Below are 12659 nucleotides of genomic sequence, written 5' to 3'. Positions count from 1 at the left end.
ATGCACTCAAGGAGTGGCAGTCGCCCAGATGAAAAAACGTTCAAATCCGAGTAAACAGCCACAACATGGCCCAGCACACCAGTAACATCACCGGCGCATAGAGTCGATTCAGCCGCATCAACTGGACAGCCGGTATGGAATAGCGTGCCCGCAGGCTGAGCTGAACTCCCGACAGAGGGGACAGTCCCACACCCAGTGCCCACCCCATCAGCATGGTCAGCCCGAGCAGGTTCGGGTCACTCACGCTCGGTGCGAGAATACTGCCCACCAGTACGACACTGGTCACCGGGTGCATGCCAGCAAAGGCGAGCAATATGAGTACCAACAGTGTGATACAGGCTTCCAGAGCACCATAGTGTTCCGGTGCAAGCGCCAGATCAAACGCGCTCAAGCTGGACGCCACGCCAGCCGCCAACACCGCAGCGGCCAGAAACAGCATCACCTCTCCTGCCAGGCCCGGCAGACCTTCATGAATGTGGTTCAGCAGACGTCGACCACCCTGTCGTTTTTGACGCAACAGCAGCCAACTGACGGCAAACAGGATGGAGATCAATGTCACCAGCGTCAGCACACTGATCGCAGGCCATATCTCATGACAGATCACTACCAGAACGGCCAGCACCAGCGGCATCCATAATGCCTTCAGGTGCATGGGATAGCCGCGTGCCTGCTCAACAGCAGGTGCTCGCGCCACTTCCCACATGCTGAACAGCAGACCTGCCAGCGCGACCGGCAAACCAAACAGCACCAGAGTTTTCAGTTCCGCCCCGGGGGCGCTTACCAGTGTTAGCCCCATGGCTGCAAAAAACGGTGACCAGAAGGCACAGATGCTGAAACTGCGCAGCAATACCAGCGCCTGAACCGGTTGCAGTGGCTGACGAGCAGACAGCCGATCCCCCACAATCAGCACGGATGAAATATTGATCACCGAACCGATCAGGTGCGCCCCCAGAAGCGTCTGCCACAGTGCCGTCCGACCACGCGGCAGCTGCTCATCACTGTGTACCCCCTGCATGGCGACAAGGCGCAGAAAGCTGACCCCGACCAGCATGGCCAGCACCAGGTAGTTGGCCTCCAGCGCCTTGAGCAAATATTGTGGGTCATCACCATAGACCGTACCAAACAGAAGCAGCGGGGCACCTGTCAGCAGAAGAACAGCGGTTTGCTTGCGCTGCGCCGACTTGAGTCGCGGCCAAAGCAGCAGGGCCGAGATCCAGACAGGAACACCTATAAGATAGCCGGGAAGAACTGAAAAGAATGCGTTCAAGACAGCTGCAAGTGCCATCCCGATCAACAGGTAGCCTGATAGAAACAACATGCACCTCGGGCGAAAAAACGAGGCGGCGAGAATAGCACGCCTGCCGGAAAGCCGACAGGCGCAAGAGCGGGACCTGCAGGCCCCGCCACGGGAGTATCAGCGGTCGATACGGTAGATTTTTTCAGGGTTTGGCTTGCTGCCCCAGGGCAAACCAGAGTTCTGCCAGCCGTTCTGGATGCGGAACCCGGCATTGTCTCCAGCCTTGATGCTGTCACCCTGAAAGCCGTTAATTACATAGGTCGCATTGGGAAAGCCGTTCTCGCGCAGAAATTCGGCACTGGGCAGGCCACGCTCGCTGCCCGAACGGCACATGGTGATGACGGTCGCATTCTTGTCCAGACCACGCTGTATCAATGCCTGCTCTACCTGAGCGGCAAAGTCAGGATTCTGATACAGGCGGAAGCGGTTTTTCTGCGCATCCCACTGACTACGGTCCACCATCAGGTAGGGAATATTCAGATCCACCTCGTCGGTGAAACCGATGAACATGATCTCAACCGGATCACGCACATCGATGAACAGCACCTCATCACGCTTTTCCTGTACCAACTCATAGGTCGCTTCAGGCGTAATGCCGATTTCATCATTAGCCTGTGCAGCCGCCATCGGCATTGCCAGAGCTGCACTGAGCAGCAGCGGTGTCAGCAGTTTTTTCATTAAGCCGTTCTCCTTAGAAGCTGAATACACGCGTCTCTTCAGACGTCATCTGTTTGGCAATGGCAGGCGGTGTCGCCACGCCAACACCTTCACGCAGGGCTGCCTTGTCATGACCGCCATTGGGCAGATACAGCGCACACACGTTTACATTGGCACCACCTTTCTGCAGCTTCATCAGCAACTGTTCAGGGGTCACATCACGTGGCTTGAGGGGTTCATTGGCGGTTTCGCTGAGGGCCAGGTCCCCTGCCTTGTCGCACAGCAGTACATCAACCTGAGTACCCTGCTGCTGCATGGCGTTGCCCAGCACCATCGCCATGCCCTGAGTCTGCAACGACCCACTGTTGACCAGAATCAGCGCCTTCTCGACCTGTTGGCCGTCAGCCTGAGCCGCCAGCGGAGCCATCAAACTGGCCCCCAACAGCAATGCGGTAAGTTTGCCTGCTTTCATGAATACCACCTTTATTATTCAATTTAAGAATATAGTTCTTTTAAATGCGAATAATCTAATTAATGAGGAAAACTACACCACTCCCCCGCCACTGTAAAGCCGATTCCCTCCGCCCGGGCCGGTTAAAGGTCAAACTGTTATGCGACAGCCAACGTACTACAATGCACAGGCTTATGATTAAACAGAAAACTTTCCTGCAGGAACAATGATGATACCGACAATGCTTAACATGGACTTCAGTCAGCACGTTGTGATTGAAACAGCCAACATGGATTGGATCACCAGCCCTGCGGCGGGGGTGTTGCGCAAGCCCCTGGAACGAGAAGCCAAAGAGTCCGGCCACACCACCAGTATTGTGCAGTATCTGCCCGGCTCCGCGTTTGCAAGCCACCCTCACCCGCTGGGTGAAGAAATTCTGGTACTGGAGGGTGTGTTTTCAGACGAGAGTGGGGACTACCCGGCCGGCAGTTACATCCGAAATCCACCCGGTAGCCAACACGCACCCTTCAGCCGACAGGGATGCACGCTGTTCGTGAAACTGAATCACTTCAGCCCAAACGATCTGGCACAGGTATGTATCGACACCCAGAGTGCACCATGGCAGCCGGGACAGGGAGGGCTTGAGGTGATGCCGCTGCACCACTTCGAAACCGAGCATACCGCACTGGTTCGATGGCCAGCCGGCGAACGCTTTCAGCCGCATCGCTATTTTGGTGGCGAAGAAATTCTAGTGCTGTCAGGCGAGTTTCGGGATGAGCACGGCGTATACCCCGCTGGCACCTGGCTACGCAGCCCGCACTTGAGCAAACATTTCCCATGGGTTGAGCAGGAAACCGTGATATTTGTGAAAACAGGCCATTTACCGCTGAACTCACAATCTCAATTACCGGATACGGATCTTTGACCGTTTGACATTATGGCTGGGTGTCAGCAGTTCAAGCTCGGCCCCCAAATCTTCCAGCTCATCATAACCTTCCAGCCGTAGTACCTCGCCCTCCTGAGTCGTCATCTGGATCTGCTCCAGGTGATAGCTGCGGTATTTGAGGCGCAGATCGAGAATATGACTGATATCGACCTGAATTCGGTTATCGCCCTGAACCAGCGTCAGGGTTTTCGCCTGATTGTCCAGCTCGATTTCCGGATAGGCCGAACGCCCCTGCCGTACATGCTGAAACAGCTTGATGAAGTAGGCCGAGCAGGCCGCTATACCCAGTACCGGCAGTATGAAGTCTGCAACTGCCGCGGCCTGAAACAGGTAATAGAAACTGGCCAGCACTGCTGCAACCAGACCCACCATCCAAAGCAGATGCCTGGCCGTTTGGGTACGATAATAGGCAGATGAAATGCGATACAGCATGACACGCAATGTCCGTAGTTGTGATCAGGGGGTCAGAGTGTAGTCACGACAGGCCGCTTTGGGAATCCTTGGGCGGCTTAGCCGCCAGAATCAGGATTCTGTGCCTTCGCTGTATTGATGCGAAACAACATTGCATAAAACAGCGGCAACACCACCAGCGTCAAAGCCGTTGCGAATAACAAACCAAACATCACCGTCACAGCCATGCTTTTAAAAAAAGGGTCAATCAACAGGGGGGCAACCCCGAGTACCGTCGTCAATGCACCCAGCACAACCGGGCGCGCACGCCCAAGACAGGCCTCAATGATGGCACCATAGGGCTGCTGCCCCTCATTTATCCGGGTATCGGCCTCGTCGACCAGCACAATAGCGTTTTTGACCATCATACCGATCAGGCTCAGGAACCCCAGAATCGCCATGAATTCGAAAGGTGTCCGGAACAGAATCAGGCCAAACACCACACCGATCAGAGCCAGAGGAGCCGTCATCCAGATGACCAGCGGCTGTTTGAACGCATTGAACATGAACACGACCGCCAGCACCATGGCAGCAAATCCATAGGGTGCAGAAGCCGCCAGACCCGCATTGGCCTCACGCGATGATTCATACTCTCCATACCACTTCAGCTTGTAACCCGGGGGCAGTGGTATGGACTCAATGGCGGGACGAATCAGGTTAAACACATCGCTGGTAACCTGCCCCGGCGCCGGGTCGGCCTGAACCATCAAGGTGGGTTCACGGTTTAACCTGCGTATGGTGGCGTCCTGCCAGACCAGGTCAACCGACTCAAGCAGCTGGCCCAGAGTAACGGTCTGGCCGGCAGCAGGGCTGAAGACTTCAGTATTCTGAATCACGCCTGCCTGTTCACGCTCCGTCACCGGTGCTCTGACAATCAACGGAATCAGCTCATCCCTTTCACGATACACACCCACCTGACGACCACTGAGCGTCTGTGCCAGTGCCGCATTCACATCAGAACCCGTCAAGCCCAAGCGCTGCAACTGTTCCTGACGCCAGCGTGGCTGTGCTACCGGAACCTGCTGCCGCCAGTCATCCTGTATCGCGATCAGTGCTGGTTCTGTCAGCATTCTTGCCTTGGCTTCTTCCGCCAGTTGGCGAAGGATTTCCGAATCAGGTCCAGTAAAGGCCGCTTCAATCTTCTTGCCGCCACCACGCCCCAGCATGAATTTCCAGACCTTGACCGATGTATCCGGCAGCAATACGGACAACTCCTGCTGCAGCTGCTCAACCAATCCGGCGATACGTCCATAGTCATCCACATTGATGAGCAACTGGGCAAACGCCGGGTTACGTGGTTCCGGCGAGTAGGTCAACATGAACCGAAGTCCTCCTCCACCGATAAAACCGGTGGTGTGCACAACCCCCTCCCTCGAGGCCACAACCTTTTCCGCCTGGGCCAGTATCTCCGCCGTACGACTGATGTCGGTGCCCTGTGGCAGGTACAGATCCACCACAAACTGGGGCCGCTCGGAATCAGGCATGAAGCCCGGAGGTATAAGACGCGAAGCCAAGACTGCACCTGCAAGAGCCATTACCAGCATCACCACGGTCACACGTCTATGCGCCAGGACCCAATGCAGGAGTTTCTCATAGCTTTGAGACAGTTTTCCTCGGGGACGATCTGAATCAACGGTGGCAGGACGAAGAAATTGATGACAGAGCATGGGCGTCACCGTAATGGCAAACAGCCAGCTCAGCAGCATCGAATAGAGAATCACCCAGAACAGCGAACCGGCATATTCCCCCATATCACTGGGCGACAGACCAATGGCACTGAACGCCAGTATCCCGACCAGTGTCCCACCCAATAACGGCCAGATGGTACTGCGAACCACTGCTGACACGGCCTTATCTCGGTCTTCACCTCGTTGCAACCGAACCAGAACCCCATCACTGACCACAATGGCGTTATCCACCAGCATACCCAGCGCAATGATCAGCGCCCCCAGTGAAATGCGCTGCATGGCAATGTTATCGAACAGCATGATAATCAGTGTGCCCGCCACCGTCAGCAGCAGTACAAAACCGATAATCAGACCCACTCTGAGCCCCATAAACAGCAACAGCACAACAAACACAATCACCACTGCCGCCAGAAGATTACCGGCAAATGCCGAAACCGCCATGCGTACCGATTCAGACTGCAGCGAAATCGGGTGCAGCTCCATTCCCACTGGCCGCATGTTTTCAAGTTCACTCAAGCGCTGGCTGACTGCATCTCCCATGGCAACCACATTGCCTCCCTGCACATTGGAAATGCCAAGACCGATGGCGCGCTGACCATCAAACGTCATCAGCATTGCAGGTGGATCGGCATAGCCTCTCGAGACTTGGGCGATATCAGAAAGACGCAGTACGGTACTACCGGTCCCCAGCCCTATTTGAAGGTTTTTCAGATCTTCAAAACTGCTCACACTCCGATCCGGAATGACAGGCACCCGCAATCCATCAGCCGGCACATCTCCAGCAACCGTGATCAGGTTTTGCTGCTGCAACACCTGATACACCTGCTGAACGCCCAGGCCAAAGTGAGCCATGCGTTCACGGGAAATCTCAATAAAGATCTGTTCCTGCCGTGCTCCCAGCAATGCGGTGCGCGCCACACCGGGTACCAGCGCCAGCTCTTTTGCCAAGTGATCAACATAATTGAACAGCTCACGCTCCGTGTAACCTTCAGCTGTCACGGCATAAAACTGGGCATACACATCCGCGTAGTCATCATTGACAATGATCGGCCCTGCACCGGGTGGGAGCGTGCGTTGTGCATCGTTCACCTTGCGCCTGAGCTTGTCCCAAACCTGCTGCAATTCGGCCTGTGTGCGGGCAAACTCCAGCTTGATCTCGACGCTGACCTCCGAGTAACCCTGCCGGGAAACCGACTTGATTTTTTTGACCTCTTGAAGCGCCTGCACTGCCGCCTCAATTCGATCGGTTACCTCTTCAGCGACTTCCTGTGCACTGGCGCCTGGGTAGGTCGTAATCAGAATGGCCTGCCGAATGATGAATTCGGGATCTTCAAATCGGGGCAGCTTTTCATAGCTCAGATAGCCCCCAAAAAGAATGAGCACAATCACGACCCACAGACTGGTGCGTCTGGCAACTGAATAGCCTGCAATATCCATCAGCGTGAAACTCCATTACCCTGCAGCGGACGGACCTTCATGCCTTCACGCACACTGCTGACCCCAGCGGTGATAATGCGATCACCCGGCTGAAGACCCGACGTAACAACCACTCTGTCACCGGACAGTTGCCCGGCTTCAATATTGGCACGCTGCGCCCGGTTATCGACATCAAGCTTCCAGACAAACTGTTGCCCCTGGTTGTTGGGCACGATGGCTCCAAGAGGGACTGTCACCCCGGCATTTGCTGCGCTGCCGCTGTCTGAAAAAACTCGCGCAGACATGCCAGGCAAGATCCGCGCATCTCCCTTTCCATCGAGTCCAAGAATCACCTGATAGGTCTGGGTAGTCGGGTCGGCTTCGGTTGAGAAAAACTTGAGTGAAAGCGGAAAGGTCTGATCAAGTCCCGATATCTCGGCATAGACATCAGAACTTCCGGATGACTGTAACACCACACGATCCGGCACCTGGATCACCACTTCCAGATCCTGCAGGTTTTGTACAACGAGGACGGTCTGGTTCGCGCCTACTCGGCTGAAATCCTCAACCAGCTTACGCCCCACAATGCCGTCGAAAGGCGCCTTGAGAAGGGTTTCATCGAGTGCCAACTGTGCGCTGCGCAGACGGTTGGCCGCCAGATTGCGCTGGGTTTCGAGTTTCTCGAGGTCACGCCGCGAAATCGCCTGGCTACGTTCATAAATCGCCTGTCCACGACGGTAATCGGCATCGGCAGTAGCAAATTCGGCCTGAGCGGATGCCAACACCGTTCTGAACTCGCGATCATCAAGACGCGCCAGCTCCTGACCGGCAGTGACCGAGGCGCCCTCATCGACCATAACCTTGTCAACTCGCCCCGCCACTTTGAAGGCCAGCTCAGCTCTTTGAGCTGCGCGTACGGTACCGTTAAAGACCAAACCGGACGAAGAGACCGATTGCAGTGTTTCGATCCGTGCGGGCCTTACCACCTCTTCGACTTCGGTTTCACCCTTGTTCGTCTGTGGTTCGCAGGCAGCAAACAGACCCACCACACAAACAAGCACAACATGCCTAATCCGTTTCCCTGACCACACCCGGTGCAAAGCCATCTTGTCTGCCCCCACGCATTTCCTTAATCGGTATCCACATACCTGATATTAGCGCTGGTTGAGAAATCTGCAGCACACTTCAGTTGCTATTTTCTTTCTCCGCCGCACGGCGCAGTAACGCATCCAGCCAACGGGCCGGCAACACGCGCCGGAGATACCCCAGCAGGTAGGTCGGCACGGTCACATAGTACCGTGCCCTTGGAGATCGAGCGGTCAACGCGGACTGCAGCGCCTTGAACACGGCCTCCGGCGGAAGAGTAAAAGCCGAGCCCTCCTGCTCACCCGCTTCCAGCCGATTCAGAACGCCCCGGTAGGTATCCGCATGTGCACTGTGCTCGGTATCGATGTTGCGCTTGAAGGCGACAAGGGCATTTTCCCGGAAGGCGCTGGTGATAGGCCCCGGTTCAATCAGTGAAATATGAATACCACTGCCATGCAGTTCCTGACGGTAAGTGTCGGTGATCCCTTCCAGAGCAAATTTTGAGGCGTTATAGGCGCCACGGTACTTCATCGCGACCAGCCCCAGAACCGACGAATTCATGACGATTCGTCCCCTCTGCTGCCGACGCATGACAGGAATCACGAGGTTCGTCAGCTCAACCCAGCCAAACAGGTTGGTTTCGAACTGGGCTCGCAACACCTCACGGCTCAGATCCTCAACGGCCCCGGGCTGGCCATAGGCACCGTTATTGAACAGCGCATCCAGACGTCCGCCCGTCAACATCATGGCCTGCTCAAACCCGGCCCGAACAGACTCGGATGAATCCAGATCCAGCACGAAGCTTTCCAGGCCCTGAGCTTCCAGCGAGGCAATATCTTCCGGGCTGCGAACCGTTGCCAGTACGCGCCATCCCGCTTTTTTCAGTTCAAGCGCACAGTGACGCCCTATACCGGTTGAGCAACCGGTAACCAGAATCGTTTTCTCCACGTATATTCCTTCAATATTCCTCGCGGGCGGTCAGTGCCCGCCTTCCTCACTGCCATAACGCTGTACCACCCAATAGGCCACACTCATGGCAACCACTATCAGTGCCATGCCCCAGAGGTATTCAGCCGGCGTGGTATCCAGGTCAAGAATAATCACCTTTCGGGCAATGGCCATCAGAGCGGTCGCAATGACGATTTTGACATGGATAACGTTGTCACGCAGATAGATCGTGATATTGATAAAGATTTCGATGGCGATCAGTACCGCCATAAAGGCACCAAAGGTGGCCAGCATGTCGGAAATGGTGAGGATGTATTTGGGAGCGGCCAGCAGCTTCTCATATAGCGTCCAGCCCACGTCAACAACGCCCATAATGATCACGAAAACCATCAAAATGGCCAACAGCCGAACAGACCACTTGATCAGCCGATTAAGGAAATCCATTAACCGGGCATCATTGTCTTTATAATCCATTTCTGACTCCTGATCGGTTGAGCAGGCTGAAAATCATACTGAACGAAAAAGGGCCGGATAGCTACTGCTATCCGGCCCAGGGGGTGTCAATTAGCAGCTGGGTCAGGCCGCTACGTTGCGAAGATGCGGCGGCGTATGGGGTGACTGAGGCGCCGCGCTCTCTTCCACCCTGAACAGGTGGTAGGCCTCTGGCCCGAAGGGGTCCAGCGCCGTATCCATGTATTCATAATGCATCGCCACCGGCTTTCCGGTCATGGTAACCTTGAAGCTCGCATCGACGTAAGGAACGTCGGCCCTCAGCGGCTCTTCAGCCCAGAGGAACAAGCCTTTTTCAGCCACCAGATACTCGAAGCGTACAATGCGGAAACCTTCACGCAGGCGCAGTGTGGTCAGTGAATCGGACGCATCCAGATGGTATTTGTGAATTGCTTTCATGGCCGTGGCCCTCTTCTGATTGCTTACGGATTCATATTGGCCAAGCATCACGAAAGAAAAAAGCAGATTTATTCGTCTCTTTCATCAGATTTAATCTGATGGTCTTGAGTACCACGGGCACAAATAGCCTCAACAGCGGGGTTATGGATTCGACTTGAGCGCGTCACGGCGAACAAGCGATCCTGAACTGCCTCCACCTCACCCAAACATTCCACTTCGTACTGACGGCAGACTTCATCGGCAATCATGGCAGGCGCTGCAAACACGCCCATACCATGATGACCAAACACCTTGATCAACGCACTGTCATCCACTTGGCCCCGGACTGAGACTCGAATCCCCTGATCATTGAACCACTGCATCAACTGACTGACATGCGGCGCATCCACGGCATTCACCAGAAACGGCTGCCCCTCAAGGTTTGCTGGAAAAGGTCCTTTTAACGTATTGGCCAATTGGGGCGCAGCAAACAGCATCATCGAAGAACTGCCCAACTCATGCAGACGAAAGCCCGAATCATGCGCCAGCACCGGCGGGTGGTCCGTAAGCACCACATCCAGATGACGCTTACCCAGATCGGACAACAGATACCGTGTGCGCCCCGTTTCACACACCACATTCACTTCACGCTCCAGCTGCAGCGCAGGCTCCAGCAGGCGCCAGGCAATAAGCTTGTGAATGGATGCGGAAACGCCCACAGCCAAGCGCATAGGGCGTGATTCCAGCGGTACCTCCATAGCCTGCTCAAGCGCTTCAGCCGCTTCAAATATCTCATCGGCATGGGACTGAACCCTGAGCCCCAGATCCGTTAAGCGCAACCCCCGGCCCTCTCGACGAAACAGAAGCCCACCTATTTCGCTTTCAAGCGCAGCGACCTGGCTACTCAGCGTTTGCGGTGTCAACTCCAGGATCTGGCCAGCACGCGCCATACTGCCTTCTCGGGCCACAACCCAAAAGTGATACAGGTGCCGGAAGTTCAGTCTATTCAACATGGCAGAGCTCGATTCTTGACTGTCAGGGTTAGAGTCTACCTCAACCTCAGTCACACAAAACCTCATTCAGAGTGCAGAACCCAAAAACGCCACCCGAAGGTGGCGTGTCGTGGTACGACCGAATCAGGATTTTTTATCAGTATCCAGATAGAACACCGGCAGAATCATCGCCAAGGCGAGGATATTTTTAATCCTGGTTGCCAATGCGTTTTCCTCTAAACCTGAGTGGTGTCGATCAAGTCCAGCCAACGGTTAACCAGCGTGCGAGCAAAGTCCGTCTGCGCCGCCTGGTACTGCGTAAAGTCCTGTTGTGCCTGTGCGATAAGTTCCGCTATGTGAGCTTGATCCTGGGCAGGATCGCCAAGCAACTCGCGGCGGTTCCAGGTATCCACGATCTCCGGCGTCACTTCAAAGTGGCATTGGAAGGCATAGATCAGATCGCCCAGACGATAGGCCTGATTTTTGACCGCCTTACCGCTCATCAGTAACGTAGCACCTTCAGGCAGGTCAAACGTGTCCGAATGCATTTCGAACAGCTTCGGCTGTAACTCAATTTCTTTCAACAGCGGGTCGTCTTGCCCCGCTTCAGTCAGTTGCAATGACGTAAAACCGTACTCCAGAAAGCCCTGTGGCTTAACTGCCGCACCAAAGGCATAGGCAATTGACTGACACCCCAGACAAGATCCCAGCACCGGCTTGCGAGCGGAAGCGAACCGACGAATCAGATCAGCCAAGTCATCGAAATAGGGCTGAAGCAACGGGTCATGGACACTGACCTCACCACCAAAGACGATCAGGCCATCAAACGCGTCAATATCCAGCGGCAGCACATCACCCTTGCGGCGATAGAACCAGTGCAGGGTTCCCCCACGCTCTGCGACGACTTCGCCTATACGACCCGATTCTGCGGGCCCGTCCATCCCGCCAGCCATAATGGCGACAATTCTCATCAGACGACTCCTTTCTCCAGATACTCGTCAAGACCCGGTGTGCGATAACCGTCTTCGCGGTAGGTGATCGGGAAATAGCCTTCATCGACTTCGTTGGAGCCCAACTTCTTGTACTTGCCGTAGATCGGGCCATTTCCGATGCTTATCCGTTCCGGATTGAACTGAATATCATGCTGGAAGAAGTGTGCTGCCAATGCTCGTCTCGGCACATCAGCCTTATTGACCCGAGAGCCATGCCAGAGCCAGCCATCGTGGAAAGCACCGCCTCCCGGAGGCACAACAATCGGTACCAGTTCCAGCTCAAAACCATGGATTTTGGCCCACTCTCGCACCTCTTTCAGGTCATCTTCGGGGCCATGAAATTGCATGATCGGTTTGGCTTCACCCCATTTGTGTGACCCTTTGATATACACCAGCGTGCCACCATCAGCCGTCGTCTTATCCAGCGCTACCCAGCAGCTTACCAACTCAGGCTTGTCGATCCAGAGCGAGTACATACTGTCCTGATGGAAGCCGATTGAGCGACCGTTCACCGGCTTCCACAACAGATTGTCGATCATCAGCCGGACACCATCCCATCCGCCCAGCTCTGCACATGCCTTGCCGAGATTCTCGGACAGGATGTGGCGGGCAACGGAAAGGTCTGATTTCCACGCATTACAGATCTGCTTGGTAAAGGGCGGCTCACCCACTGGCAGATTCACTTCATCCGGTTTGATGCCCGTTTGATAGTGTCCTTCAAAAACCCCTTCAAAATTTTCCAGAATCTCGGCAGCGGCTTCCGGTTCAATGATCTTGTCGACGATCAGGAACCCGTCTTCACGAAATTGGGCGATCTGCGCTTGAGTCAGTGTGATCATGTTGGATGC

Annotated in this window: 13 protein-coding genes; 1 reads left to right on the top strand and 12 read right to left on the bottom strand. The window is 55.1% G+C overall.

Features of this window, described 5'->3' with window-relative positions; all coding sequences use genetic code 11:
* Nucleotides 1-40: 40 nt before the first annotated feature.
* The 3 genes from ACAM29_RS02170 to ACAM29_RS02160 form a co-directional block, all read right to left on the bottom strand.
* Nucleotides 41-1318 carry a hypothetical protein gene (locus ACAM29_RS02170; protein ID WP_091826617.1) on the bottom strand — a complete coding sequence of 426 codons (1278 nt, stop codon included), beginning with the start codon at nt 1316-1318 and terminating at the stop codon, nt 41-43.
* Between the two features lie 96 nt (nt 1319-1414).
* On the bottom strand, nt 1415-1975 hold the full coding sequence (locus ACAM29_RS02165) for a rhodanese-like domain-containing protein (RefSeq protein ID WP_206834863.1): 561 nt from the start codon (nt 1973-1975) through the stop codon (nt 1415-1417).
* Between the two features lie 13 nt (nt 1976-1988).
* A complete protein-coding gene (locus ACAM29_RS02160; protein WP_206834866.1) occupies nt 1989-2426 on the bottom strand; it encodes a hypothetical protein in 438 nt (145 codons plus the stop codon).
* Nucleotides 2427-2634: 208 nt separating this feature from the next.
* Here ACAM29_RS02160 and ACAM29_RS02155 point away from each other — a divergent pair, with 208 nt between their 5' ends.
* On the top strand, nt 2635-3330 hold the full coding sequence (locus ACAM29_RS02155; protein ID WP_369625113.1) for a cupin domain-containing protein: 696 nt from the start codon (nt 2635-2637) through the stop codon (nt 3328-3330).
* Here ACAM29_RS02155 and ACAM29_RS02150 read toward each other — a convergent pair.
* From ACAM29_RS02150 to ACAM29_RS02110, 9 genes are all read right to left on the bottom strand, one after another.
* Entirely contained in the window at nt 3310-3783 is a 474-nt protein-coding gene (locus tag ACAM29_RS02150) for a hypothetical protein (protein ID WP_369623047.1), read from the bottom strand. The two genes, ACAM29_RS02155 and ACAM29_RS02150, sit on opposite strands and share 21 nt — an antisense overlap.
* 77 nt (nt 3784-3860) lie before the next feature.
* Nucleotides 3861-6926, bottom strand: a complete 3066-nt coding sequence (locus tag ACAM29_RS02145) for an efflux RND transporter permease subunit (protein ID WP_369623046.1) — start codon at nt 6924-6926, stop codon at nt 3861-3863.
* Entirely contained in the window at nt 6926-7966 is a 1041-nt protein-coding gene (locus ACAM29_RS02140; protein ID WP_369623045.1) for an efflux RND transporter periplasmic adaptor subunit, read from the bottom strand. The genes ACAM29_RS02145 and ACAM29_RS02140 overlap by 1 nt, the downstream gene beginning before the upstream one ends.
* Before the next feature lie 124 nt (nt 7967-8090).
* Nucleotides 8091-8939, bottom strand: coding sequence for an SDR family oxidoreductase (locus ACAM29_RS02135; RefSeq protein WP_369623044.1), 849 nt, complete (start codon nt 8937-8939; stop codon nt 8091-8093).
* Between the two features lie 30 nt (nt 8940-8969).
* Nucleotides 8970-9413, bottom strand: a complete 444-nt coding sequence (locus ACAM29_RS02130) for a phosphate-starvation-inducible PsiE family protein (RefSeq protein WP_091826627.1) — start codon at nt 9411-9413, stop codon at nt 8970-8972.
* Between the two features lie 102 nt (nt 9414-9515).
* Nucleotides 9516-9848, bottom strand: coding sequence for a hypothetical protein (locus ACAM29_RS02125; RefSeq protein WP_091826629.1), 333 nt, complete (start codon nt 9846-9848; stop codon nt 9516-9518).
* Between the two features lie 68 nt (nt 9849-9916).
* On the bottom strand, nt 9917-10840 hold the full coding sequence (locus tag ACAM29_RS02120; protein WP_369623043.1) for a LysR family transcriptional regulator: 924 nt from the start codon (nt 10838-10840) through the stop codon (nt 9917-9919).
* A gap of 215 nt (nt 10841-11055) precedes the next feature.
* Nucleotides 11056-11790, bottom strand: coding sequence for a type 1 glutamine amidotransferase (locus tag ACAM29_RS02115; protein ID WP_369623042.1), 735 nt, complete (start codon nt 11788-11790; stop codon nt 11056-11058).
* Nucleotides 11790-12650, bottom strand: a complete 861-nt coding sequence (locus ACAM29_RS02110) for a phytanoyl-CoA dioxygenase family protein (RefSeq protein WP_354409947.1) — start codon at nt 12648-12650, stop codon at nt 11790-11792. Before ACAM29_RS02110 ends, ACAM29_RS02115 begins: the two co-directional genes overlap by 1 nt.
* Between the last annotated feature and the right edge of the window lie 9 nt (nt 12651-12659).

Source organism: Marinobacterium sp. BA1 (assembly GCF_041155135.1).
GTDB lineage: Bacteria > Pseudomonadota > Gammaproteobacteria > Pseudomonadales > Balneatricaceae > Marinobacterium > Marinobacterium iners.
The sequence above is the reverse complement of the archived record's forward strand: the minus strand, read 5'-3'. Positions and strand labels throughout refer to the sequence as shown.